At 69.9% G+C, this 25076-nt stretch carries 20 protein-coding genes; 10 read left to right on the top strand and 10 right to left on the bottom strand.

The features are described from left to right. The first annotated feature begins 142 nt into the window (after positions 1–142). From EDF31_RS14690 to EDF31_RS14700, 3 genes are read left to right on the top strand one after another with little or no spacing between them, the layout of a single operon-like run. Positions 143–1132, top strand: a complete 990-nt coding sequence (locus tag EDF31_RS14690; protein WP_243650079.1) for an ABC transporter permease subunit — start codon at positions 143–145, stop codon at positions 1130–1132. Next, the gene (locus EDF31_RS14695) at positions 1129–2055 is read left to right on the top strand and encodes a carbohydrate ABC transporter permease (RefSeq protein ID WP_123291805.1); all 927 of its coding nucleotides are present in this window, start codon (positions 1129–1131) and stop codon (positions 2053–2055) included. Before EDF31_RS14690 ends, EDF31_RS14695 begins: the two co-directional genes overlap by 4 nt. Before the next feature lie 5 nt (positions 2056–2060). Then, positions 2061–3683: a hypothetical protein gene (locus EDF31_RS14700; protein ID WP_131846649.1), complete on the top strand. Its 1623-nt coding sequence runs from the start codon at positions 2061–2063 to the stop codon at positions 3681–3683. 158 nt (positions 3684–3841) lie between these two features. Here EDF31_RS14700 and EDF31_RS14705 read toward each other — a convergent pair whose 3' ends face one another. Then, positions 3842–4495, bottom strand: a complete 654-nt coding sequence (locus tag EDF31_RS14705) for a CatA-like O-acetyltransferase (protein ID WP_131846650.1) — start codon at positions 4493–4495, stop codon at positions 3842–3844. After that, positions 4492–5184, bottom strand: a complete 693-nt coding sequence (locus EDF31_RS14710; protein ID WP_131846651.1) for a maleylpyruvate isomerase family mycothiol-dependent enzyme — start codon at positions 5182–5184, stop codon at positions 4492–4494. The genes EDF31_RS14705 and EDF31_RS14710 overlap by 4 nt, the downstream gene beginning before the upstream one ends. A gap of 40 nt (positions 5185–5224) precedes the next feature. On the opposite strand from EDF31_RS14710, the gene EDF31_RS14715 reads away from it, so the two are divergent. Further along, positions 5225–5764: a YbaK/EbsC family protein gene (locus EDF31_RS14715; protein WP_131846652.1), complete on the top strand. Its 540-nt coding sequence runs from the start codon at positions 5225–5227 to the stop codon at positions 5762–5764. Here EDF31_RS14715 and EDF31_RS14720 read toward each other — a convergent pair whose 3' ends face one another. Beyond that, positions 5765–6133, bottom strand: coding sequence for a VOC family protein (locus tag EDF31_RS14720; protein ID WP_131846653.1), 369 nt, complete (start codon positions 6131–6133; stop codon positions 5765–5767). A gap of 174 nt (positions 6134–6307) precedes the next feature. Between EDF31_RS14720 and rmuC the strand changes: the two genes are divergently transcribed. After that, the gene (gene rmuC, locus EDF31_RS14725; protein WP_243650081.1) at positions 6308–7897 is read left to right on the top strand and encodes a DNA recombination protein RmuC; all 1590 of its coding nucleotides are present in this window, start codon (positions 6308–6310) and stop codon (positions 7895–7897) included. A gap of 55 nt (positions 7898–7952) precedes the next feature. On the opposite strand, the gene hrpA is transcribed toward rmuC, so the two are convergent. From hrpA to EDF31_RS14755, 6 genes are all read right to left on the bottom strand, one after another. After that, entirely contained in the window at positions 7953–11828 is a 3876-nt protein-coding gene (gene hrpA / locus EDF31_RS14730; RefSeq protein WP_131846654.1) for an ATP-dependent RNA helicase HrpA, read from the bottom strand. 18 nt (positions 11829–11846) lie between these two features. After that, positions 11847–13691 carry a DUF255 domain-containing protein gene (locus tag EDF31_RS14735; RefSeq protein ID WP_131846655.1) on the bottom strand — a complete coding sequence of 615 codons (1845 nt, stop codon included), beginning with the start codon at positions 13689–13691 and terminating at the stop codon, positions 11847–11849. 90 nt (positions 13692–13781) lie between these two features. After that, positions 13782–14327 carry an ATPase gene (locus EDF31_RS14740; protein WP_131846656.1) on the bottom strand — a complete coding sequence of 182 codons (546 nt, stop codon included), beginning with the start codon at positions 14325–14327 and terminating at the stop codon, positions 13782–13784. Then, on the bottom strand, positions 14324–15391 hold the full coding sequence (locus tag EDF31_RS14745; RefSeq protein ID WP_131846657.1) for an NAD-dependent epimerase/dehydratase family protein: 1068 nt from the start codon (positions 15389–15391) through the stop codon (positions 14324–14326). Before EDF31_RS14745 ends, EDF31_RS14740 begins: the two co-directional genes overlap by 4 nt. Positions 15392–15422: 31 nt before the next feature. Next, positions 15423–16295, bottom strand: a complete 873-nt coding sequence (locus tag EDF31_RS14750) for a rhodanese-like domain-containing protein (RefSeq protein ID WP_165901438.1) — start codon at positions 16293–16295, stop codon at positions 15423–15425. A gap of 227 nt (positions 16296–16522) precedes the next feature. Beyond that, on the bottom strand, positions 16523–18064 hold the full coding sequence (locus tag EDF31_RS14755; protein WP_131846659.1) for an MFS transporter: 1542 nt from the start codon (positions 18062–18064) through the stop codon (positions 16523–16525). Positions 18065–18233: 169 nt separating this feature from the next. Between EDF31_RS14755 and EDF31_RS14760 the strand changes: the two genes are divergently transcribed. Next, on the top strand, positions 18234–18896 hold the full coding sequence (locus EDF31_RS14760) for a TetR/AcrR family transcriptional regulator (RefSeq protein ID WP_165901439.1): 663 nt from the start codon (positions 18234–18236) through the stop codon (positions 18894–18896). 178 nt (positions 18897–19074) lie between these two features. Here the strand turns inward: EDF31_RS14760 and EDF31_RS14765 are convergent, their stop codons facing one another. Then, on the bottom strand, positions 19075–20706 hold the full coding sequence (locus EDF31_RS14765; protein WP_123291815.1) for a phospholipid carrier-dependent glycosyltransferase: 1632 nt from the start codon (positions 20704–20706) through the stop codon (positions 19075–19077). A 66-nt stretch (positions 20707–20772) separates the two neighbouring features. Here EDF31_RS14765 and rsmI point away from each other — a divergent pair, with 66 nt between their 5' ends. The 4 genes from rsmI (at position 20773) to rsmA (ending at position 25062) form a co-directional block, all read left to right on the top strand. Further along, the gene (rsmI, locus tag EDF31_RS14770) at positions 20773–21594 is read left to right on the top strand and encodes a 16S rRNA (cytidine(1402)-2'-O)-methyltransferase (RefSeq protein WP_123292295.1); all 822 of its coding nucleotides are present in this window, start codon (positions 20773–20775) and stop codon (positions 21592–21594) included. Between the two features lie 134 nt (positions 21595–21728). Then, on the top strand, positions 21729–23306 hold the full coding sequence (gene metG / locus EDF31_RS14775; protein WP_131846661.1) for a methionine--tRNA ligase: 1578 nt from the start codon (positions 21729–21731) through the stop codon (positions 23304–23306). Continuing rightward, positions 23303–24211, top strand: a complete 909-nt coding sequence (locus EDF31_RS14780) for a TatD family hydrolase (RefSeq protein ID WP_131846662.1) — start codon at positions 23303–23305, stop codon at positions 24209–24211. The genes metG and EDF31_RS14780 overlap by 4 nt, the downstream gene beginning before the upstream one ends. Beyond that, positions 24211–25062, top strand: coding sequence for a 16S rRNA (adenine(1518)-N(6)/adenine(1519)-N(6))-dimethyltransferase RsmA (gene rsmA / locus EDF31_RS14785; protein ID WP_131846663.1), 852 nt, complete (start codon positions 24211–24213; stop codon positions 25060–25062). The genes EDF31_RS14780 and rsmA overlap by 1 nt, the downstream gene beginning before the upstream one ends. Positions 25063–25076: the final 14 nt, after the last annotated feature.

Raw genomic sequence — 25076 nt, forward strand, 5'->3', positions numbered from 1 at the left:
GTCTCCGGTGGAGTCGTCGTGCGGGGCTGCGGGTGTGCGCTCACTGGAGCGTTACAACGATGGAAACGTTTGGCAACGGATTGCCACGTTGTAACTCCGCACGCCAGGGTCGCTGCAGGAATCCAACGGAGGAGGCCACCGAGTGACGAAGCTCGACGTCCGCGCGACGACCACCGCGCACACCGCATCACCGCCCGACCCCGGGCTCCGCCGACGGAGCACGTGGCAGCGGATCCGCCGCGACCGGGTGCTGCTGTTGATGGGCCTGCCGGGAGTCGCCCTGCTGATCGGGTTCCACTACCTGCCGCTGCTCGGGAACCTCATCGCGTTCCAGGAGTACCTGCCGTTCGTCCCGCTCGGCCGCAGCCCCTGGGTCGGGTTCGAGAACTTCTCGGTGGTGTTCGACGGCAACGGCGAGTTCCTCGGCGCGCTCCGGAACACCCTCGTGATCACCCTCGTGCAGGTCGTGTTCGTGTTCCCCGCGCCGATCATCCTGGCGCTCATGCTCAACTCGCTGCTGTCCGAGCGGATCAAGGGCGTCGTGCAGTCGATCCTGTACCTGCCGCACTTCTTGTCGTGGGTGATCGTCGTCGCGGTGTTCCAGCAGATCCTCGGCGGCTCCGGGCTCGTGAACAACGCGATCCGTGCCGCCGGCGGCGACGCGATCGACTTCCTCGGCAACCCCGACGGGTTCATCGCGCTGCTCACCAGCCAGGTGATCTGGAAGGACACCGGCTGGGCGACGATCCTGTTCCTCGCCGTCCTCAGCTCGATCGACGCCAGCCTGTACGAGGCGGCGAAGATGGACGGCGCCTCGCGCTGGCGGCAGCTGTGGCACGTCACCCTGCCCGGCATGCGCGGCATCATCATCCTGCTGCTCATCCTGCGGCTCGGTGACTCGCTCACCGTCGGCTTCGAGCAGATCATCCTGCAGCAGCAGGCCGTCGGTCGTGCCGCGAGCGAGGTCCTCGACACCTACGTCTACAACAACGGCGTGCTCGGTGGGCAGTGGGGTGTCGCCGCGGCCGTCGGACTCGTCAAGGGCGTCGTGGGCGTGCTGCTCGTGCTCGGCGCCAACAAGCTCGCGCACGTCTTCGGTGAAGCGGGCGTCTACCAGAAGGAGTCGCGATGACCGCCACGCACACCGTGACCGTCCCACGGGCGAAGAAGCGCAAGCGCGGTGGCCCGGACGCGGCTCCGCTACCCGGACGGCTGCTCACCGGAGCGGTCCTGCTCGTGATCTGCCTCGTGGTGATCCTGCCGTTCGTCGGCATCGTGTCGACGAGCCTCGCACCTACCAGCCAGGTGAACGACGCCGGCGGGTTCGTGATGTGGCCGAAGGGCTTCGACCTCAGTGCCTACGAGAGCATCTTCGCCGGCGGTGTCGTCACCCGGGCCCTGGTCGTGAGCATCGGCATCACCACCGTCGGCACGCTCATCAGCCTGTTCGTGAGCGCGATGCTCGCCTACGCCCTCAGCCGTCCGGGCTCCTACGGGTCGGGCGCCGTGCTCGGCCTCGTGCTCGTCAGCCTGCTGTTCGCGCCCGGTCTCATCCCGAACTACCTCGTCGTCAAGCAGTTCGGGCTGCTCGACTCGTACTGGGCGCTCATCCTGCCCACCGCCCTGAGCGCCTTCAACGTCATCGTGATGCGGTCGTTCTTCATGGCGATCCCGCAGGAGCTCCTCGAGTCGGCACGCATCGACGGCGCCGGTGACTTCGCGGTGTTCTGGCGGATCGTGCTGCCGCTGTCGAAGGCCGTCCTCGCCGTCATCGGCCTGTTCTACGCCGTCGGCTACTGGAACGCGTTCTTCAACGCGCTGCTCTACATCAACGACACCGCGAAGTGGCCCCTGCAGCTGGTGCTCCGCACCTACGTGATCAACAACGCGCAGCTCGGCGGCGCCGACCTCGGGGCGTCCGCCGATGCCCTCCCACCGCAGGCCTCGATCCAGATGGCGATCCTCGTCGTCTCGATCGTGCCGATCCTCATCGTCTACCCGTTCCTGCAGCGGCACTTCGCCAAGGGTGTCCTGACCGGTGCGGTGAAGGGCTGACCAGCGTGACGAACAACGGAATCACCCGCCGCGCGCTCATCGCGGGCGGTCTCGGGGTCGCAGCCACGGGCCTCCTGGCCAGCTGCTCCACCGTGACCCGCTCGACCGACGTCAAGGCGATCAACCAGGCGGTCACGCTGCCGGACTACGTGCCGTGGGCCGGCGGGCCGGAGCCGGCGTTCCCGAAGACGAGCGCCCTCATGCCGAGCGCCTTCCGGAAGATCCCGGCGTCGCTCGTGCCCACCGACGGCAAGCCCGGCGACGGCTCGACCGTGCACGGCAGCGTCCCGACGAACTCGCCCGTGCCGCCCTCGAAGGGCAGCAACCCGTACTGGCAGGGGCTCGACCGGCGGATGGGGATCGACCTCGACCTCACCATCACGCCGAACGCCGACTTCGGCAACAAGTTCGCCACGCAGGTCGCGGGCGACACCCTCGGCGACGTGTTCACGGTGTTCGGGTCGTTCCCGTACCTGCCGCAGTTCCTCGAGGCCAAGGCCGCCGACCTCAGTCCGCACCTGTCCGGCAGCGGCGTCCGCGACTACCCCTACCTCGCCAACCTGCCGACCGCGTCGTGGCGCGGCACCGTCTTCTCCGGCGGCATCTACGGCGTCCCCGTCCCGCGCGGACCGTTGACGTCGCAGGCCCTGTACCGCCGGCAGGACCGGTTCGAAGCCCTCGGCGTCGACCCCGCGTTCTCGAGCGTCGACGAGTTCGTCCAGGTCTGCCGCGACGTCTCGGACCCGCACAGCAACCGGTGGGCGCTCGCCTCGGTGCCGACGAACATCCTCGGTCCGATGCTCGGGCTGCCGAACCAGTGGCAGGTCGAGGGTGGCCGGTTCACCCACATGTACGAGCTGGACGAGTACCAGGACCTGCTCGAGGTGTCGCGGAAGCTCATCGCCGAGGACCTCGTCCACCCGGACAGCATCACCGCCTACAACGGCAAGGTCTGGTTCGTGCAGGGCTCCGCCCTCATGCTCTCCGACACGTACAGCGCCATCCCCGGACTGCTGCAGCAGGCCACCCCGGGCAGCGGGTTCGAGCTGACCATCGCCCCCTTCGTCGGACCGTCCGGAGCGGAGTCGAAGCCGTGGCTCGGCGACCCGAACAACGCGATCGCGGCCGTCGCCGCCGGCGGTGAGGACCGCGTGAAGATGCTCCTCGAGGTCCTGAACTGGTGCGCGTCGCCCTTCGGCACCGAGGCCTGGATGTACCGCAAGTTCGGCATCGAGGGCCGCGACTTCGAGTACCGCGACGGATCCCCTGTCCTGACGAAGACGGGCAACAGCGAGACCGCACTCGGTGAGTTCCCGCTGCAGTACTTCACCGAGTGCCCGCTGCCGTTGTACTACTCGGGCAACCCGACGATGACGGACACCGTCTACGAGTCGCTGTCGTCGTGGGTCGACCGCGGGCTGCCGAACCCCGCCTACGGCCTGTACTCGCCGACGAACTCGACGACCGGGCCGGCCCTCGGCACCTTCGCGACGAACGCGATCAACGACGTGCTGCTCGGGCGGGCGAAGGTGTCGTCGTGGAAGGGGACCGTGCGGGAGTGGCGTCGCCGGGGCGGTGACGCGATCCGCCGCGAGAACCAGCAGGCGTTGGCAGCGCGGTCGTCCTGACGCGATCGTCGTCGCGTGGTGTGGCGCCCAGGCGCCGCGCCGTTTCGCGGCGTCTCGCGCACACGATGGCCTCCTGCGCGGCCCTGGACTCGGGGCGAGCGGACGGGAGGCCCGTGGCGGGGTCCGCCACGGGCCTCCCGTCCGTCAGCGTGGCGCGCTCACACCAGCCACGACGGATCGGCGAGCAGGTCCTCGAGCTCCTGGACCAACCGCGAGGTGTGGAAACCGTCGGCTGCCGCGTGGTTGATCTGCAGCGCCAGCGGCATCACGGTGCGGTCACCCTCCGTCCGGTACCTGCCGAGCGTGATGATCGGCAACAGGTGGTCGTACCCGTCGCGGACGTGCAGCGCGAACCCGGTGAACGACGTGCGGGGGAAGGTGGAGACGTCGAACACGTTCCGGGGCCGGTCGTCCTGCGGGAACATCCGGACGTCGTCCCGGTACCGCTCCATCGTGTCGACCGCGGCGGCGTGGAACCGGCCGGGGTCCTCGTCGTAGGGCACGACCAACGCCGAGAAGGTCTCCGTGTCCGGGTGGAACACCGTGAACATCGGGTGCACGACGTCCCAGACGCCGGGGGAGCCGTCGTCGAGCAGCTGCATCCGGAACTCGGCGTGGCGGTTGACGACGGTCGCGATCGCCCAGATCTGGGACGCGTAGGTCTTCGCCGCGCTCGTGCGGACCGCTGCGACGAAGGCCGTGACGTCGACGTCGACGGTCACCTCGTAGGTGCACTGCACACGCTGCCGGTAGTGCTCGAAGTGCTCGCGGCGGGGCCAGGTGTCCAGGTCGATCGGTCGGATCTCCGTCATGGCACCAGTCTGGTCGCGAGTGCGGCGTCGAGTGCTGCCCGCTCACCGTCGATCGTCAACGCGACCTCGACGAGCGCCCGTCGCTTCCACAGGAGGAGCAGCACGTCCTCCGCCCGACCAGTGACGATGACGGCGGCGTCGCCACCGTCCGCGCCGTCGAGCGAGGCCTCGCCGGGTGCGTCGGAGAACGCGAACACGACGGTCCGCGCCAGCGCCGCGATGCGGCCGAGCCGCACCTGACGCGGGTACAGGTCACCGACGACCTCACGAACGCCGTCGGTCGCCAGCTCGACCGGGAGGCCCGGCTCGACTCCCAGCGCCCGCTGCGCATCCCACAGGTGGATCGCGGTCTCGTGCGCCTGGCGACGTGCCCAGGTCGCGGCCGTGTCCGGCGGGTAGATCGCCGAGCACGGGGTGTCCGAGGAGCGTGCCCGGAGCGCCGCGACGAGTTCGTCGGCTCCCGTGCGGAAGCGGTCCGCGAGGTCGTCGTGCGCGAGCGGTGCGGGCTCCGAACCGGTCAGCTGCCCGAGCGCCCACCGGTGCACGTCGGTCAGATGGACACCGAGGTCCTCGACGGACCAACCAGGGCACGACGGCACCGGTGCCGCGCGGTCGCCGGACCGCAGGACGTCGTCGAACCGTTGCGCTGCTCCGGCGAGGGCGGTGAGGTGGGTGTCGTACGTCGACATGGAGCCAGCATGGTCACGAGGTGCTCCCTAGGGTGGAGCCATGCCGACGCTCGAACGGGTTCCCGCCCTGACCGCCCCGGAACTGCTGGCCGCACCGGTCGCCGCAGCGCTCGCCGCGTTGCCCGCCGATGTCGCCGCACGGATCGAGGCAGCTCCGATCGACCCTGACCTGGCCGACACCGCCGCGTTCTCGGAGGCGTACGGTTTCCCACTCGACGGCGGGGCGAACTGCATCGTCGTCGCGGGCAAGCGCGGCGAGGACGTCCGGTTCGCCGCGTGCGTCGTGCTCGCCCACACCCGCCTCGACGTGAACCGTGTCGTCCGGAAGCTGCTCGACGTGCGGAAGGCGAGCTTCGCGCCGATGGACCAGGCCGTGGAGCTGACGGGCATGGAGTACGGCGGGATCACCCCGATCGGGCTGCCCTCCGCTTGGCCCGTGTACGTCGATTCCCGCGTGCTCGATGCCCCGGACGCCGTGATCGGGGCAGGCCGCCGCGGCGCGAAGGTGTTCCTGCCCGGCTCCGTCCTCGGAGCGCTGCCGGGTGTGCAGGTCGTCGAGGGCCTGGCGACCGAAGCCTGATCAGTCGTTCGGGCGGATGAGGCAGAACGGGTGCCCCGCCGGGTCGAGGTAGACGCGGAACGTCGGGGTCGCCGAGCCCGTCGCGGTCGCACCGATCGCCAGGACCGCGGCCTCGCCGTCGTCGAGGTCCTCGACCTTCACGTCGAGGTGGCTCTGCTGCGGGACGAGCTGGCCGGGCCACTCCGGTGCGCGGTAGTCCTCGACCTGCTGGAACGCCAGGAGCGGCCGCTGGTCGGTGAAGGGGAGCGCGACCTCGGCCCAGTCCTCGTCGAAGCCGACGATCTCGCCGCCGAGCATCTCCGCGTAGAAGCGCGCCAGGCCGCGAGGGTCTGCGCAGTCCAGGACGACCATGTCGAGTGTGCCGATCATGGCCGTCACGATAGGCGGCCGCTGGCGAGCAGGTTCGCTCGATTCATGGCACCAAGTGGCAATCCTGCACCAGAATCCAGAATCAAATTTAGTATTTCGACAGTGGCCCGCGATCTGGGTACTGCGCTGCCCTCTCTGCTCCGCAAGGATGCTTAAAACGAAGGAGTCTCACTCATGACGGTTCTGGTCACATCGATCGCCGTGCTCGTTCTCTTGGTGATCCTCCTCCAGGTGGTGGTCCTCCTTCGGATGCCACCGAAGTCGGAGGGCTCGCAGGAGGCGGTTCGTGAGTTCGTGCGTACCGAGCTCCGTGTCAGTACCGACGCCATTCTGCGAGACTTGAGCGGTCAACGGACTGAGCTCATCGACGGCGCCGGTCAGGCAGCCGAGCGGCTTGACCGCCGTCTTGCGCAGGACGCGCTGACGCGCGCTCAGGAAGCTCAAGCCCACAGTCTGCAGGCCATCGCCGAGCACGAAGCGCTCGTCAAGTCCCTCCAGGGACTGGCAGATCGAGCCCGCGAGGATGCAGCTTCAATGGCGGCCGCGCACGCCGAGCTCAAGTCGGCCGTGGAACAGCGGTTCGACGAGCTCCGAGTGTCGAATGAAGCTCGTCTCGACCGGGTCCGCGACGCTGTTGAGACGTTTCAGGCAAAGAACGCGCAGACGCTCGATTCCAACTCGAAGCGCGTCCAGGAACTCATCGACTCCAACCTTGCACGGCACCGGGAGCTTCAGGACCGGCTCGGATCGGAAATGGAGAAGCTACGCGCGGGAAACGAGTCGAAGCTCGAGCACATGCGTCAGACGGTCGACGAGAAGCTACAAGGAACGCTGGAGAAGCGGCTCGGAGAATCGTTCGCCCAGGTCAGCGACCGCCTCGAACGCGTGCAGCAGGGCCTCGGCGAGATGAAGGTGCTGGCATCGGATGTCGGGGGACTCAAGAAGGTCCTCACCAATGTGAAGAGCCGTGGAAGCTGGGGTGAGGTTCAGCTTGCGCGCCAATTGGAGGACATGCTCGCCCCGGAGCAGTACGAGGCAAACGTGGCCGTTCGGCGGGACAGTCAAGAGCGGGTTGAGTTTGCGGTCCGGCTACCGGGTCGGGACGCTGACCAACCGGTGTACTTGCCGATCGATTCCAAGCTCCCGCAGGACGAGTACGAGCGAGTTCTTGCAGCCCAGGACGAAGGGGACGCGATCGCCACTGATGCTGCGACGAAGAGCCTCGAAAGGGCAATCATTCTCCAAGCGAAGCTGATCTCAAGCAAGTACTTGAACCCGCCGCAGACCACCGATTTCGCGATCATGTACCTTGCGACTGAGGGTCTCTTCGCCGAAGTCGTGAGGCGCCCTGGGCTTGCAAGCCGACTCCAGAACGACCATCGGATCCTCATCACTGGCCCGACCACCTTGATGTCGCTGCTCAACAGCTTGCAGATGGGATTCAAGACCCTTGCGATCGAGAAACGAACGTCGGAGGTCTGGAGTGTGTTGAGCGCGGCCAAGACGGAGTTCCAGAAGTACGGGGACGTCTGGGACAAGCTCGGCAAGCAACTCGAGACCGCGCAGCGGACGGTCAAGGATGCGGGGGTGCGCAGTCGAGCCGTCGAACGGAGGCTTCGTGACGTCTCCATCGAGCAGGCAGTCGATCACCAGGTTGATGCTGCCCCGGATCTGGTGGCCGCGGTCGAGAGCGCAGTGGACGGCATCGAGTTCGCACCGACGAGCCCGATCGACGCTGAGACAGATGTCCCGTCGGATCATTAACGGACGCATCTCTGGGATAGCCACGGAGCGGTATCCCAGGGCAGAGTCGTAAGCGTCAGCGCGCCGCGGTCAGGGCCTTCGTGATCCGCTGCAACGACACCGTCTCGGCGGTACCGAGTTCCTGCGCGAACAGGCTGAGGCGGAACTCCTCGAGCATCCACCGCGCGTGCACGAGCTCGGGGTGCGAACCGACTGTCGGAGGGAAGGCTCCGCCGGCGTCGACGTAGCGGTCGGTGGCGACGGTGACCTCGCGCATCCAGGTGGCATCGCGCCCGGGGTTCTGCAGCAGCTTCTGCACGCGTGCCTCGATGCCCTGCAGGTAGACCCGGATGCGTCGGAGCCGGTCGAGCCCGGCAACCGAGACGAACCCCGGGTACACGAGTCGCTCCATCTGCTGGCGCATGTCCGTCAGCGCACCGAGCAGGGACATCGAGTTCGCCTGCTTGAGTGCTCGTTCGGCGGACCGTTGGGCGAGGAGTACGGCAGCGAGCTCCGACGTCGCCGTGAACATCGTGTCGACGACCGTCGCCGACACAGCGTCACGGACCGCTTCGAACGCAGCCTTCGTGAACACGAGCCCGTCCGGGTGAGCGCGACGGATCACCGCGTCGACGACGGCCGCGAGCACGTCGTCGAAGAGTGCGTTCGTGGAGGCGTACGGGCTCGCGGCGAGTGCGAGCTTCTCCTGCGCGGTCAGGTGCGACTGGATGTACGACACCGGCGACGGCACCGCGAGCATCACCAGGCGACGGACCCCGGCGGGCATGCGCACCTGCCGGTCGGACGGCGTCGCGAGCAACTGCACGCCGACGGTCGCCTTCGGGCCGGAGCCCTCTTCCACCAGGGACGGGTACGCGCGGATGACGCCACCGGCCTGCTTGGTGTCGAGGGTCTGCGGCAGGTCCTGGGCCGGCCACGTGGTGAGGCCGGACTGCTCCACCCCGGCACCGCCACCAGCGGCGGCGACGCGAGCCGCGCCTCCTGGCTGTCCCGCACCTCGCACCGTGGCGGAGGCGACGCTCTGCTGCGTGCGGTCCTTGAGCTTGGTCTGCAGGACCGACAGGTCCTTGCCGGCCTCGACGCGTCGGCCACGTTCGTCGACGACTGCCCAGGTCGGCAGCAGGTGTGATGGCACGCGGGCCAGGTCGAAGTCGGACTCCGACACCGGGACGTAGGTCATGCGCTGGATCGCCTTGGCCAGGGTCGCGCGGAACGACTCGGTCGGCTCGGTCGGGGCGTCGTCCGGCAGTTCGGCGACGATCTTCTCGGCCCAGTCGGCGGCGGGTACGACGTTCTTGCGGATCTGCTTCGGCAGCGACTTGATGAGGGCGGTCACGAGTTCCTTGCGCAGGCCGCGGACCTGCCAGTCGAAGCCCTCTTCGCGCATGCGGGGGAGCAGTGCGAGCGGCACCTGCACGCTGACACCGTCGTCCTGCGCGCCCGGCTCGAAGCGGTACTGGATCGCGAGTCGCTGGTCGCCGCTCCGCCACTGGGTGGGGTACTCGACGTCGTCCTCCGCCGCCTCGGCAGCGGATTCGTCCAGGAGGTCCGCCCGGCGCATCGTGAGCAGGTCCGGCTGGTCGCGGCGCGTCGTCCGCCACCACCCCTCGAAGTCGCGGGTCGTCGCGATGTCGGCGGGGATGCGGGCGTCGTAGAACTCGTAGACGTTCTCGTCGTCGAGCAGGATGTCGCGCCGGCGCGTGCGCTCCTCGAGCTGCTCGAGTTCCTTGCGGAGCTTCCGGTTGGCACGGTCGAACGCCTGCTGCGACTCCCACTCGCCCTCGACCAGGGCGTGGCGGATGAAGAGCTCGCGCGAGTGCTCCGGGTCGATCCGGGCGTACTGCACGCGGCGCCGCTGCACGATCGGGACGCCGAACAGGGTCACCCGCTCGTAGGCGACGACCGCGCCCTGCTTCTTCTCCCAGTGCGGCTCGCCGTAGGTGCGCTTCAGCAGGTCACCGGCGAGGGGCTCGACCCACGCGGGGTCGATCCGGCCGACGGTCCGTGCGAACAGCCGGCTGGTCTCGACGAGTTCGGCCGCCATCACCGCGTCGGGCTGCTTCTTCGCGAGCACACTGCCCGGGAACACGACGAACCGGGTGTTCCGCGAGCCGAGGTAGTCACGCTTCTCGCGGTCGCGCAGCCCGATCTGGCTGAGCAGACCGGCGAGCAGGGACCGGTGCACGGCATCGCCGTCGTCGGAGCGGGACTGGCCGACCCGGACGTCGACCTGCTTCGCGGCGCGGGAGAGCTGGCGGTACAGGTCCTGCCACTCGCGGATGCGCAGGTAGTTGAGGAACTCGGCCTTGCAGAGCCGGCGGAAGGCGCTCGACGACAGCTCTTCCTGCTTGTCCTCGATGTAGTTCCACAGCGCGAGCAGGGTGAGGAAGTCGCTCGTCGGGTCGGCGAAGCGGGCGTGCATCTGGTCGGCGTGGGCGCGCTTCTCGAGCGGGCGTTCACGGGGGTCCTGGATGCTCAGGGCGCTGACGACGGCGACGACCTCGCGCCCGACGCCCTGGCGACCGGCCTCGAGCACCATCCGGCCGAGCCGGGGGTCGATCGGCAGTCGGGTGAGCTGTCTGCCGGACTTCGTGATCCGGCCGTCCTTGTCGACGGCGCGGAGCTCACGCAGCAGGTCGAGGCCGTCCTTCACGCCCCGGGAGTCCGGCGGCTGCAGGAAGGGGAACGACTCGATGTCGCCGAAACCGAGCGAGATCATCTGCAGGATCACCGCCGCGAGGTTCGTCCGCAGGATCTCCGGGTCGGTGAACTCGCCCCGACGCTCGAAGTCGTCCTCCGAGTAGAGCCGGATGGCGATGCCGGCACTGGTGCGGCCCGCTCGACCCGAACGCTGGTTCGCGCTGGCCTGCGAGATCGCTTCGATCGGCAGCCGCTGCACCTTTGCACGCGGGGAGTACCGCGAGATGCGGGCGGTCCCGGTGTCGATGACGTACTTGATGCCCGGCACGGTCAGCGAGGTCTCGGCGACGTTCGTGGCGAGCACCACGCGCCGGCGCACCCCCGGGGTGGTGCGTCGGTCGAAGACACGGTGTTGATCGGCGGCGGAGAGCCGGCCGTACAGGGGCAGGACCTCGGTGCCCTGGTACCGCTTGCCCTCGATGGCGTCCTGCGCGTCACGGATCTCGTTCTCGCCGGACAGGAACACGAGCACGTCGCCGGGTTCTTCGCGCGCGAGTTCGTCGAGCGCGTCGGTGATCCCCTGCAGGGTGTCGCGGTCGTCGGCGCCGTTCGACCCGCCACGGTCGGCCGTGCGCGAGTCGGTCTCGTCGTCCTCGTCGTCCTCGTCGTCCTCGTCGGTGTCTTCGGGATCCTCGGACACGAGCGGGCGGTACCGGATCTCGACGGGGTAGGTCCGGCCGGAGACCTCGATGATCGGGGCGTCGCCGAAGTGCTTCGAGAACGACTCGGGGTCGATCGTCGCGCTCGTGATGATGAGCTTGAGGTCGGGGCGCCGGACCAGGAGCCGCTTGAGGTAGCCGAGCAGGAAGTCGATCGTGAGCGACCGCTCGTGCGCCTCGTCGATGATGATCGTGTCGTACCGCTTCAGGTCGCGGTCGAAGTGGATCTCGTTCAGCAGGATGCCGTCGGTCATCAGTTTGATGCGGGTGTTCGACGACACCTTGTCGGTGAACCGGACCTGGTAGCCGACGAGGTCGCCGAGGTCGCTGCCGAGCTCTTCGGACACGCGCTCGGCGATGGTGCGAGCGGCGATCCGGCGGGGCTGGGTGTGCCCGATGTGCTCACGCCCCAGCTCGAGGCAGATCTTCGGCAGCTGGGTGGTCTTGCCCGAGCCGGTGGCCCCCGCCACGATGACGACCTGGTTGTCACGGATGGCGGCCGCGATGTCGTCCCGCCGCTGCGAGACCGGCAGTTCGGGCGGGTACGTGATGACTGGCGGCGTGGGAGACATGAGCATTCCAGGATACCGTCACGCCGCCGGTGCTGCGAGCCCGGCGGCCAGGTCTCCTGCGGACCGAGCGGGCAGGGCGCACACGCGGTCGTGGCAGACGTACGCAGCCGGGTCGAGGGCGTCCCGTGCCTCGAACAGTTCGAACCCCGCAGCCGACCACTCCGCAGCCTGCGTCGGGGTCACACGAGCGATGACCGTGCCGGGTCGGCGCGCGGCGCGGGCGGCATCACGGAGTGGGTCGCGCGGGTCCGACGTCACGACCACGACCTCGCGCGAGGGTCGTTGCAGGCCGAGTGCGACACCGAGGGCGTCGGCGTGCCCGAGCGGTCGCTCGGTACCCGTCGTCGCGCGGTCGGCCACCAACCGCGCCGCCGCTGTCCGGTACGCGGAGTCCCCGGTCAACGCCGCGAGGCCGGCTGCCGCTGCGGCCAGCGCCACCGTGCCGGAGCGCATCGCGGTCTGCGGCTGTTCCCCGGTTGCCGTGCCCGCTCCGGCGAGCACGGCGTCGACGTCGAACCGGTTCGCCAGGCCGTCGTCGACCAGGGAACGAGCCGTCACGGCGTAGGTGACCTGGCCGGTCACCAGGGCGAGCTCGAGCAGACCTTCGGCCAGCAGCCCGACGTCCTCGATGGTCGCCGGTGCTGCTGACGCGCCGCGAGGCGTGCTCGAGCGGACCACGACGTGCCCGTCACGCACGTGCGACCGCAGCAGCGCATCGGCCGCATCCCGGGCGATGCCGATCATCTCGGGGTCGTCATGGCGGTCACCGGCGATCGCGAGTCCGCGGATCGCCAGGCCGTTCCAACCGGTCAGGACCTGGTCGTCGAGTGGTGGCGGCTCGAGGAGCGCGCGCTCCGACAGCGGCCGCCGGTACCACTCGCCCTCCACCCGCTGGCCGTCGATCGTGGACTCGCTGTCCTGCGCGGCGACGAACGCCCCGTCGTCCTGGCGCAGGGTGTCGCGCAGGAAGTCCGCGATGCCGCGCGCCTGTTCGGCGCCGGCGACCGCGAGGAGTCCGGCGTTGTCGTAGAGCATCCGCTCGTAGTGCGGCACACTCCAGTCGCGCTTGGTGGCGTACCGGAAGACACCGCCGTCGGCATCGGTCAGCTCGGAGGACCGGATCGCGTGGAGCGACCGGTCCAGCAGACCGTCGGCCTCGGCATCGCCGTCGCGTGCTGCGTCGGCGAGGAACTCCAGCAGCGGCGTGCTCGGGAACTTCGGAGCACCGCCGAAACCCCCGTAGGTGGTGTCCTCTGCTTGCGACAACTGGCCGGTGACGGCCCGGATGCTGTCGGCGGACGGGAGGCCCGTGGCTGCTCTGCCAGCTGCCTCGCCGGCGCGGGCGGTCGCGTCCACCTCGGCCCCCTGCCGGATCGCCGTCGCGATGGCCGCGGCGTTCGCGTCGACCTCGTGCCGCCGCTCGGTCCACGCATCGAGCACCGCCGCCAGGATCTGCCGGAACGCGGGCACCTGACCGACGGGGGTCGGCGGGAAGTAGGTGCCGGCGAAGAACACGTGGCCCTCGGGCGTCAGGAACGTCGTCAGGGGCCACCCGAGCTGCTGCGTGAACGCGCTCGCGGCGGCCATCAGGCTGGCGTCGACGTCGGGACGTTCTTCACGGTCGACCTTGACGGCGACGAAGTCCTGGCGGAGCAGTGAACCGATCTCCGGATCGGCGAAGCTCTCACGCGCCATGACGTGGCACCAGTGGCACGTGGCGTAGCCGACCGACACCAGGACCGGGACGCCCCGCTCACGTGCCTCGGCGAAGGCTTCGGGGCCCCACTCGCGCCAGTCCACGGGGTTGTCGGCGTGCAGCCGGAGGTACGGGCTGACCGAGGTGCCGAGTCGGTTGTCGTTCATGGCTCCAGCGTGCCCCGTGGCGACTGAGCGGGCCAGCGACGGACGCGATCTGTGGACGGATCGCGGAGTCCACAGGCCGCAGCGGGACGGTCAGCGGGGGAGCCACCCCGTCAACGCGGCGAGACGCTGTGCGACCTGGGTGGGGGTGAGACCGTCCGTGTCCACCCGGGTGACCGTGTCCCCGGAAGCCGAGTCGAGCCTCCCGGCCGTCCGCGTGCTGTGCGCGAGCTGCGCCTGTGGGACCTCGCCACCCGACCGTCGGGCCAGCCGCTCGGCGGTGGGACCGTCCGCCGCGCGCAGCAGGACCGTCGTGACCACCGGGTCGTCGCCCATGGCGGCCGCCAGACGCTCGTGTTCGAGCACGGAAACGGTGTTCGTGTAGACCAGCCGGTGGTGGCCGAGCTCGCGGTAGGACGTCCACAGGGCGGCGAGGTTCCGCTCCGCGAGGCGCGCCTCGGGGTGCTCGACGTGCGGTGCCGGGTGCGCCAGGTCGAGCAGGTCGCCCTCGATCACCGCGTGGCGGACGTCCGCAGCGACGAGCAGGTCGTGCAGCGCCTCGGCAGCGGTGGACTTGCCGACACCGGACCGCCCGCCGATGAACAGGACCTCGGAGCGGGGCGTGCTCGGCGCCGTCACCCGAGGCCCAGCGACAGGAGCGCGAGGGCAGCGTCCTCGGGGCCGTAGTCGAACATGCGCTCCCAGAACGGGTCCTCGGCCCACGGCACGTCGCCGTCGGCCGGTGTGGACTGCGCCGTCTCCACCAACCAGTCGAGTTCGGGCAGGACCGCGGTCGCGAAGGTCGGCGGCTGCCACCCGAGCGTCCGTGCCGCCGTCGTGTCGAGGACGAACGGTGACGGCGACGACCACGGGGTCGTGCCGACGAAGGCAGGGGCGTCCGCGTCGAGCAGGACCCCGTCGAACCGGTGGTCGAGGTGCCCAGCGATCGTCCGCACGATCTCGAGCGCCGTCGGAGCGGAGTCGTCGGCGACGTTGAGGATGCGCCGGTCCGGAGCGTCCGCGACCAGGCGGACGAGCGAGCCGATGCCGCTCGCCGCCGTCGTGTGGTCCACACCGCGGCCGTGGTCGGCGAGCAGGATGCGTTCCCGGCCGTCGAGGACCCGGCGGACCACGAACCACTCTCGCGGACGGCCGATGCCGATGCCGTACACCTTCGACGGGCGCAGCACCGTGACCGGGGCGCCGTGGTCGAGCAGCACTTGCTCGGACGCCACCTTCGCCGCGCCGTAGCCGTCACGGCTGGTCGGGTCGCCGTCGCCCGCCGTGACGGTCGGCTGGATCTCGGTGACCGCGGCGCCGAAGACCGGCTTGTCCGTCGAGTTCGCGTGCCGGCCCTGGTCGTCGACGTAGACCGCACGCGAGGAGACGAACACGGTGGACCCGACGTCGTCGAGGAACGGCAGGAGCTGCGTCGCGTCGTCGCGGGTCAGCCCCACGGTGTCGACGAGCAGGTCCGCCCCGGGGCGGAGGAGGTCGCGCAGGGTGCTCGTGTCGCGGCGGTCACCCGCGGTGAAGTTCGCGCCGCGGGCAGTGAGGGGATCGGCTGCCGGGCCACCGCGGCGGGCCAGGACGTCGACCTGCCAGTCGTCGCCGCCCCGCCCGGAGGCGTCGAGGAGCTCACGCGCGACGGCCGAACCGATCCCGCCGGTACCGCCGAGGATGACCGCGCGTCTGGAGCTCATGCGCCAACGCTAGCCGGGACGCTCGTCGTCGTCAGGACGCCAGGGCCTCGGGCTCGTGCCGCCACCAGTCCAGCAGCGAGCCGTCGTACACGATCACCTTGTCGTGGCCGAGCACGGTCAGCGCCAGGGCATCGACGCACGCGGCGCTACCGACTCCGCAGTACGTCACGATCTCGTCCTCGCCGACGACCGCGGCGAACGCCTCGGCGAGCTTCGGCCCGCGCAGGTACGCGTTGGTGTCCGGGTCGACCAGGGTGTCCACGGTGATCGGGGTGCTCCCCGGGATGATCGGCGGGTGGTCGTCGCCGAGGGCCGCTGCGGGCGCCGCGAACACCAGTGCCGCGGGCTGTTCACCCGTCACTGCTCGGCGGACACGGGCGTGGTCGGCCCAGAGCGGGCGCTCTTCACCGGCGAGGAAGGCGCTGTCGTCGTCGGGCGCCTTCGCCGGCGATGGTGCCTGGCGCAGGGCACCGACGCGGACCGGCCGGCCCTCGTCGCGCCACTTCGTGAACCCGCCGTCGAGGACCGCGACGGAGTCGAAGCCGAACGACCGGAAGATCCACCACAGCCGCGCCGACCACTCGCCGACGCTGTCGTCGTAGACCACGACCGTCGAGGTGTTCGTGACACCGAGGTCGCCGGCAGCTGCCTCGAACCGCTCGGCACTCGGGCGGGTGAAGGGCACCTCGGCGCCCGGCGTGGAGAACGCGTCGACGAGGTCGGCGAAACGGGCACCGGGGACGTGCCCGCGCTGCTCGTAGGAGTCGACCGCGGAGTGCCACATCGTCTCGAGGCCGGTCCCCACCGTGTGCACGGAGGCGTCGAGGACGACGAGCTCGTCACCACCGAGGTGGTCGGCGAGCCACTGCGTCGACACGAGCGGCGAGGTCAGGACGGGGGCCATGCCGCACACGATAATGCGGACCACTGACGGGTGACAGGGAAACCGACACACTGCGCAACCGGGGCGCGTGTGGTGGCTTGTGCGTCGACTCGGAACGACAAGGTGGTCGTCGTACGACATCGCGATCGTCGTTCCGAGTCGGCAGCCCCGCCCACCACGCCCCACACACACGCACGAACGGCCCGCCCCGGCAGAACCAGGACGGGCCGTTCGGACGAGCTGACGCGTCAGTGTGCGGCGGCGGGGATGCTCCCGGTCGTCGTGGACGCGGCGTGGGCGAGTCGGTCGAGCCGCACCGACTGCCGGTTGATGAGCAGGCCACCCGCGAGGGCGACGAGCACGAGCACACCGGCCGAGATGCCGAACGCCACGTGGTAGCCGTCGAGCGTGGCCTGCGCCTGCTGCAGCTTCGTGGGCGCCGCCGACAGCCCGGTCAGGCTGTTCTTCACGACGTCGGCGAAGATCGTCGACAGCAGCGCCGTGCCGATCGAGCCACCGATCTGCTGCATGGTGTTGACCGTCGCCGAGGCCACACCGGCGTCGGCTCGGGCCACTCCGGTGGTCGCGGTGTTCATCGCGGACGAGAAGATCGTGCCCATGCCGAGCCCGATGACGATCAGCGCCGGCAGGACGGTGCCCGCGTAGGAGCTGTCCAGGTCGGTGCGCAGCAGCAGGAGCAGGCCGATCGCGGCGACGAGGCCACCGGCGAAGATCAGGATCTTCGGGCCGATGCGGGGCAGCAGTCGGCCACCGATCTGCGTCGCCGAGACCATGATCGACAGCGGCATCGGCAGGAAGGCCAGACCGGTCTGCAGCGAGCTGAACCCGAGGGTCTGCTCGAGGTAGTAGGTCAGGAACAGGAAGATGCCGAACATGCCGATCGCCACCAGGCCGATCGCGATGAACGACCCGCCGCGGTCACGGTCGAGCACGACCCGCAGGGGCAGCAGCGGGTGCGCCACACGGGTCTCGATGAACACGAACGCGGCGATCAGGACGACGCCACCGGCGAGCATCGCGATGGTGACGGGGGAGTCCCAGCCGTTGGTCTCGGCGTTCGAGAACCCGTAGACGACACCGACCAGGCCGGCGGTGATGGTGATGACGCCGGCGACGTCGATGCGCGGGCGGTCGACCTTCGGCGGCTTCTCCATGAAGACGAGCGCGCCGATCACGCCGAGCACGGCGAAGACGACGTTGACGTAGAGGCACCAGCGCCACGACGCGTACTCGGTGAGCACGCCGCCCAGGAGCAGGCCGATGGCCGCACCGGAACCGGCGATCGAGCCGAAGATGCCGAACGCACGACCGCGCTCCTTCGGGTCGCGGAACGTGGTGGTCAGCATGCCGAGCGCGGACGGTGCGAGCAGGGCGCCGAAGACACCCTGCAGGGCGCGGGCCGCAACGAGCAGGCCGAACGAGTCGGCGAGACCGCCGAGCACCGACGCGACCGCGAAGCCGACCAGGCCGATGATGAAGGTGTTCTTGCGGCCGAACAGGTCGCCGAGGCGCCCGCCGAGCAGCAGGAGCGAGCCGAACGCCAGCGAGTACGCGGTGACGATCCACTGGCGCTGGTCGGTGCCGAACCCCAGGTCGGCCTGGGCCGAGGGGAGCGCGATGTTCACGATCGTGGCGTCGAGCACGACCATCAGCTGGGCGAGGGCGATGACCGCCAGGGCGATCCAGCGGTGGTTGCTCTTGGCGGGGGTGGTGCCAGAAGTCGTGGGTGCTGCCCCGGTGGGGGTCGGCACGGTGTGTTCTGCCGTCACGGCAGCCTCCTTCGAGAAGGTTGGAGGGGGAGCACGAAGCGCGCACCGTCGGGCGTTTCGAAGAGGGGAGGTGTCAAACGGATGCGCGGCATCCGTTTGTCGACAGTGTAGACCGAAACGGAAGGTCCGCATCCACTTATTCCCAGAAAGTTCAACTAGGTTCGGCATCGTGAGCACCACCGAGTCCGCGCCCGACCTCGAGCGCCCGTTGCGCGCCGATGCGGCACGCAACCGCGAGCTGATCCTGCAGACCGCTCGCAAGTGCTTCGCGGAGCGCGGGCTGTCGGTCACCCTGAACGACATCGCGCACGAAGCGGGGGTCGGTGTCGGCACCGTGTACCGACGTTTCGCCGACAAGGACTCCCTGATCGAGGCGCTGCTCGCCACCAAGTTCGAGGCGATGAACGACGCAGCAGCCCGCGCCGCCGACGTCGTCGACCCGCGCGAGGCCCTGCGGGTCTACCTGACCGGGGTGTTCGAGTTCCGCGCCCGCGACCGTGCGCTCGCCGACGCCATCGTGCGTGCGGGCAAGGCGCGTCCGTCGATCGTGCAGGAGCGTGACCGGTTGGAACGCCAGGTCTCCGCGATCATCGGGCGGGCCGAGACCGCCGGGGTGGTCCGCCCCGGCTTCGACTACCGCGACCTCCCGATGCTCACCGCCATGGTGGGTGCCGTCGCGGACGCCACCCGCGAGCACGACCCGAACGCCTGGCGCCGGTACGCCGAACTCCTCATCGAGGGCGTCCTGCCGCAGACCCGGACCGCGCCGAGCATGGTCGGCGACCCGCTCGACCGCGAGTCGATCGAGCGCGCGCTGCACGCGCAGTCCTGACGCGTCCCCGCGGACCGCGCGCGGCTCGGCCGCCAACCGACCCCGGACGGGAGGCCCGTGGCGGGCCCGACCCGTGCCTCCTGTCCGGCGGTCTGGTCGCGACCGGTGCGCCGGGCCGGTCGCGACCAGCGCGCCGGGCCGGTGGCGAACAGCGCGCCGGGCCGACACCCGACGCGCGCTACAGCCAGCTCGGCAGCCAGTAGTGCGACCGGATGAAGTCCCACGGCACCTGGATCGCGGTCCACATCGGGTACCAGTACGCCGACGCGAGCACCACCACGACCAGGTACACGCCGACCCAGACGATCGCCCGGGTCCGTCGGGGCCGCGGATCGGTCCGTGACCCGAGCACCAACCCGATCGCCGCCGCCAGCGCCATCACCATGAAGGGCTCGAAGGCGATCGTGTAGAACTGGAAGACCGTCCGGTTGACGTACATCAGCCACGGCAGGTAGCCCGCGGCGACGCCGAGCAGGACGAAGCCGTACTGCCACTGTCGGCGCAGGATCCAGAGCACGAGCAGCGCCACGGTCGCGATGACCGCCGCGTACCAGATGAACGGGTTCGCAACGCCGGTGATCGCCTCGCCGCAGCGGCTCGCCGAGCAGCCGTCCTGGCCGGCATCGGTGCCGACGTAGAACATCGACGTGGGCCGCTGCATCACGAGCCAGAGCAGCGGGTTCGCCTGGTACGAGTGCGGCGTGTGCAGCCCGATGTTGAAGTTGTAGATCTCCGACTGGTAGTGCCACCAGTTCTGCAGACTGTCCGGCACCCACCGGAGCAATCCGGTCCAGCGTTCGCCGCCGGAGGCCAGCCAGTTGCGGTCCCAGCCGTCCTTCGACACGAACCAGCCGGTCCACGACGCGACGTAGGTGACGGCAGCGATCGGCACGGTGAGCAGGAACGAGACCGGGGCCTGCTGCAGCAGCGCGCTCGACGACCAGAACTCGACCCCGGCACGGCGGCGCATCATCATGTCGCTCAGCACGGAGTACACGGCGAAGAACGCCAGGAAGTACATCCCCGACCACTTCGTCGCGGTGGCCAACCCCATCGTCAGCCCCATCGCGAACAGCCACGGACGCCACCAGAGCACGGGCCCCCACAGGGTGTCGCGGCCGGCGGCGACGCGCTCGGCGACCCAGTCGTCGAGCCGCCGCTGACTCCGGCGCCGGTCGAGCAGGAGCGCCCCGAACCCGAGCACGACGAAGAACGTCAGGATCCCGTCGAGCAGCGTCACGCGGGACATCACGATGGCCTGGCCGTCGATCGCGAGCAGGCCGCCGGCGAGCGTGCCGACCAGGGTGGAGCGGAACAGCGACCGGGCGATCACCGCGGTGAGGAACACCGTGGCGATGCCGAGCACGGCGACGGCGAACCGCCAGCCGAACGAGTTGTCCGCCCCGAACAGGAGCATGCCGAGCCCGATCAGGTACTTGCCGAGCGGCGGGTGCGCGATGAACTCCGCGGCGCTGGTGAAGACGTCCGTCTCACCGCTCGAGAACCGGTCGTCGGTCGTCGGGGCGGAGTCGCTGCTCGGGTTCGCCGGCCAGGTGCCCTCGTAGCCGAGGTGGACGATCGACCAGCCGTCCTTGACGTAGTAGGTCTCGTCGAAGACCAGCGAGTGCGGGTTCCCCAGGTTCGCCAGGCGCAGCACGGCGGCGAGCAGCGTCACCGCGATCGGTCCGGCCCAGCGCCACACCGCGACGCGCTGGGCGGTGGAGAGCACCCGCCCCCACCAGTCGTCGAGGCGCGAGCCGACCGGCCCGTCGGGCACGGCCGTGCGGTCGTCGGTCAGCTCGCTGGTCATCGCTGAGCATCCTACGGATCGACCGCATGTCCGCGCTGCGACCGTGCTGCGACGACAATGGGTGGCGTGATCGTCCTCGCAGCAACCCCCATCGGCAACCTCGGGGACGCCTCGCGCCGTCTCGTCGAGACCCTCTCCAACGCCACGGTGGTCGCGGCGGAGGACACCAGGACCGCCATCCACCTCATGCGCGCCCTCGGCATCGAGAACCGTCCGCGGCTCATCGCCCTGCACGAGCACAACGAACGGGCGAAGGCGTCCGAGGTCGTCGAGCTCGCCCGTGACGAGGACGTCGTGGTCCTCACCGACGCCGGTATGCCCGCGATCAGCGACCCCGGCTTCCCGCTCGTCGAGGCAGCGGCCGCCGCGGGCGTCACGGTCACGGCGCTGCCCGGCCCGTCGGCGGTGCTCATGGCGCTCGCCGTCTCCGGACTGCCGACGGACCGCTTCACGTTCGAGGGGTTCCCGACGCGCAAGGGCGGGGAGCGGCGTCGTGCGTTCCAGGCGCTCGCGGGGGAGCAGCGCACGATGGTCTTCTTCGAGTCGCCGCACCGGTTGGCCGAGACGCTCGCCGACATGGCCGTCGGGTTCGGGGGTGACCGTCGTGCCGCCGTCTGCCGCGAGCTCACGAAGCTGTACGAAGAGGTCCGTCGTGGGCCGCTCGACGAGCTCGTCACGTGGGCGTCAGAGGGGGTCCGGGGCGAGATCTGCATCGTCGTCGCCGGTGCCGCCGAGGCCACCGAGGAGGCAACGCTCGACGACGGGGTCCGCCTCGTGCTCGAGCGGGTGGCCGCCGGCATGCGCATGAAGGAGGCCGCAGCGGCGGTCGCGGACGCGACCGGCCTGTCGAAGCGGGACCTGTACGAAGGGGCGCTCGCGGCGCGCTGAGCGGGGCTCGTCACGTTCGCGTCGGCCGGTCTGGAGGCGCGGGGCGGGCCCGCCACGGGCCTCCCGGATCCGGTTTTCCACAGTCCACCGCCGCGCGCGTCATCCGGGTTCCGCGCGCCCGTAGGATGGTCCGCATGTCCGACGGGTCCTCGTTCAGCATCACCACGCCGATCTTCTACGTGAACGACGTGCCCCACATCGGGCACGCCTACACCGAGGTCGCCGCGGACGTCCTCGCACGCTGGCACCGGCAGCGGGGTGACGACACCTGGCTGCTCACCGGCACCGACGAGCACGGGCAGAAGATCCTGCGCACCGCCTCGGCGAACGAGGTCACGCCCCAGGAATGGGCCGACCGACTGGTGACCGAGGCGTGGAAGCCACTGCTCGACACCGTCGACGTGGCCAACGACGACTTCATCCGCACCACCGACGAGCGCCACGAGCGCGGTGTGACGGCGTTCCTGCAGAAGCTCTACGACGACGGCTTCATCTACGCCGGCGAGTTCGAGGGCTTCTACTGCGTGGGCTGCGAGGAGTACAAGCAGCCGAGCGACCTGGTTCCCGGCACCGGTGCGTACGAGGGGCAGCAGGTCTGCGCCATCCACTCGATCCCGGTCGAGGTGCTGTCCGAGCGCAACTACTTCTTCCGGATGTCGGACTTCGAGCAGCGCCTGCTCGACCTGTACGAGTCGAACCCGCTGTTCATCCAGCCGGAGAGCGTCCGCAACGAGATCATCTCGTTCGTGAAGCAGGGCCTCCGCGACCTGTCGATCTCGCGGTCCAGCTTCGACTGGGGCATCAAGATCCCGTGGGACAGCGACCACGTCCTGTACGTGTGGTTCGACGCCCTGCTCAACTACGTCACGGCGCTGGGCTACGGCACCGAGGACGACGAGGCCTTCAAGCGCCTGTGGCCGAGCGTGCACATCGTCGGCAAGGACATCGCCCGCTTCCACGCGGTCATCTGGCCGGCGATGCTCATGGCTGCCGGCCTGCCCGTGCCCGAGCGCGTCTTCGGTCACGGCTGGCTGCTCGTCGGCGGCGAGAAGATGTCCAAGTCGAAGCTGACCGGCATCGCGCCGTCGGAGATCACCGACACCTTCGGCTCCGACGCCTTCCGCTACTACTTCCTCCGCGCCATCACCTTCGGGCAGGACGGCAACTTCAGCTGGGAGGACATCTCGGCGCGGTACCAGGCCGAGCTCGCGAACGGCTTCGGCAACCTGGCCTCGCGCCTGGTCGCGATGCTGCAGAAGTACTTCGACGGCGCAGTGCCGGCGCGCGGCTCGCTGACCGAGTCGGACCAAGCGATCGATGCCCTGGCGGTCTCGGTCACCGAGCGTGCCGACGCCGCCATCGCCGCGTTCGCCCCGCACGAGGCGATCGCTGCCGTCTGGGAGCTCGTCGACGCCCTGAACGGGTACATCACCGAGCAGCAGCCGTGGGCCCTGGCGAAGGACGACGCGAACCGCGAGCGGCTCGGCACCGTCCTGACCACCGCGCTCCGTGGGCTCGGCACCGTCGCGGTCCTGCTCTCCCCGGTGATGCCGAAGGCCACCGAGAAGCTGTGGGCGTCGATCGGTGCCGGCGGCTCGATCGCCGAGCAGCGAGTCGACCGTGCCTTCGAGTGGCAGGGTGCTTCGCACGTCGTGGCGCTCGAGAGTGGGCTGTTCCCGCGCATCGAGCAGTCGGAGCAGGTCTCCGCGTGACCGACGCCCACCTCCGCTCCCGTGGCGACGGGGACGGCTCCAAGCGCGACCTGACCTACCCGCCCCTGCCCGAGGCGCTCGTGGTCCCGGTCTACGACAACCACACGCACATGGAGATCGCCGACGGTGGCGACGGGGCGCTCGACTACCGCGAGCACCTCGGCCGGGCATCGAGCGTCGGGGTCCGCGGTGTCGTGCAGGTCGGCACCGACCTGGCGACCTCGCAGTGGTCCGCGTCGATCGCCGCCCGTGAACCCCGCGTGCTCGCAGCGGTCGCGCTGCACCCGAACGAGGCGCCCTCGCTGCAGGAGCAGGGGCTGCTCGACGAGCACCTCGCCGGCATCGAGCGGCTGGCGGCACTGCCCCGCGTCCGGGCGATCGGTGAGACCGGGCTCGACTTCTTCCGCACCGGTGAGGGCGGGCGCGACGCCCAGATCCGCTCGTTCGAGGAGCACATCCGCATCGCGAAGGAGCACGGCCTCGCGCTGACCATCCACGACCGCGACGCGCACGACGCCGTGGTCGAGGTGCTCGACCGCGTCGGGGCTCCGGAGCGCACGGTGTTCCACTGCTTCTCCGGCGGACCCGACCTGGCTCGGCTCTGTGCCGAGCGCGGTTGGTACATGTCGTTCGCCGGCACCGTGACGTTCAAGAACGCGGCACTGCTCCGCGAAGCCCTCGTCGTCGCGCCGCGGCACCTGATCATGGTCGAGACGGACGCGCCGTTCCTGACCCCGACGCCGTACCGCGGCCGGCCGAACGCCCCGTACCTGATCCCGATCACCCTGCGGTCGATGGCGGAGACCCTCGGCACCGATGCCTCGATGCTCGCCGCGCAGATCGCGTCGAACACCGAGCTCGTCTACGGTGCGTGGGACGCCGAGCCCGTGACGGTGGACGAGTAGTGGGCGCGCTGCTCGGCCCGGCCGAGATCCGGGAGCTCGCCGCCGAACTCGACGTGACCCCGACGAAGAAGCTCGGGCAGAACTTCGTGCACGACGCCAACACCGTCCGACGCATCGTGTCGGTCGCCGGCGTGACGCCGTCGTCCCGTGTGCTCGAGATCGGACCCGGCCTCGGCTCCCTGACGCTCGGGCTCACCGAGACCGGCGCGCCCGTCACCGCCGTCGAGATCGACAAGCGGCTCGCGGCGAAGCTGCCGTCGACGGTCAGCGCGCTGCAGCCAGCGGCGACGTTGACGGTCGTGCAGCAGGACGCGATGACCGTCGCCGCATCGGACCTCGACACCGAACCGACGCACCTCGTCGCGAACCTGCCCTACAACATCTCGGTGCCCGTGCTGCTGCACCTGCTCGCGACCTTCCCGTCGATCGAGCGGTCGCTCGTGATGGTGCAGGCCGAGGTCGGGTACCGTCTCGCGGCGGGCCCGGGCAGCAAGGTCTACGGGTCGCCGAGCGTCAAGGCCGCCTGGTACGGCTCGTGGAGCACGGCCGGGCTCGTCAGCCGACAGGTCTTCTGGCCCGTCCCGAACGTCGACAGCGTGCTCGTGGCGTTCGACCGGCACGAGCCCCCGGGGGACGAGCGGCTGCGGTCGCGGGTCTTCACCCTGGTCGATGCGGCGTTCCAGCAGCGGCGGAAGATGCTGCGGCAGAGCCTGTCCGGCGTGCTCGGTGGCAGTGCCCACGCCTCCGAGGTCCTGACAGCGGCGGGCATCGACCCGACGGCGCGGGGCGAGGCGATCGGGGTCGACGACTTCGTGCGGCTCGGTCGGACGGTCCTCGCGGCTGCGGAGTAGCTCGTCTCCCGCCT

The organism is Curtobacterium sp. PhB142, from assembly GCF_004341255.1.
Lineage (GTDB): Bacteria > Actinomycetota > Actinomycetes > Actinomycetales > Microbacteriaceae > Curtobacterium.

Bases quoted from the DNA above. Each gene is read 5' to 3' on its own strand.
- EDF31_RS14745 (WP_131846657.1), bottom strand. From the start codon at position 15,391: ATGAGCTCCAGACGCGCGGTCATCCTCGGCGGTACCGGCGGGATCGGT.
- hrpA (WP_131846654.1), bottom strand. From the start codon at position 11,828: ATGTCTCCCACGCCGCCAGTCATCACGTACCCGCCCGAACTGCCGGTC.
- rmuC (WP_243650081.1), top strand. From the start codon at position 6,308: ATGACGGTTCTGGTCACATCGATCGCCGTGCTCGTTCTCTTGGTGATC.
- EDF31_RS14710 (WP_131846651.1), bottom strand. From the start codon at position 5,184: ATGTCGACGTACGACACCCACCTCACCGCCCTCGCCGGAGCAGCGCAA.
- EDF31_RS14750 (WP_165901438.1), bottom strand. From the start codon at position 16,295: ATGGCCCCCGTCCTGACCTCGCCGCTCGTGTCGACGCAGTGGCTCGCC.
- EDF31_RS14705 (WP_131846650.1), bottom strand. From the start codon at position 4,495: ATGACGGAGATCCGACCGATCGACCTGGACACCTGGCCCCGCCGCGAG.
- EDF31_RS14735 (WP_131846655.1), bottom strand. From the start codon at position 13,691: ATGAACGACAACCGACTCGGCACCTCGGTCAGCCCGTACCTCCGGCTG.
- EDF31_RS14695 (WP_123291805.1), top strand. From the start codon at position 1,129: ATGACCGCCACGCACACCGTGACCGTCCCACGGGCGAAGAAGCGCAAG.
- EDF31_RS14715 (WP_131846652.1), top strand. From the start codon at position 5,225: ATGCCGACGCTCGAACGGGTTCCCGCCCTGACCGCCCCGGAACTGCTG.
- EDF31_RS14765 (WP_123291815.1), bottom strand. From the start codon at position 20,706: ATGACCAGCGAGCTGACCGACGACCGCACGGCCGTGCCCGACGGGCCG.
- EDF31_RS14720 (WP_131846653.1), bottom strand. From the start codon at position 6,133: ATGATCGGCACACTCGACATGGTCGTCCTGGACTGCGCAGACCCTCGC.
- metG (WP_131846661.1), top strand. From the start codon at position 21,729: ATGTCCGACGGGTCCTCGTTCAGCATCACCACGCCGATCTTCTACGTG.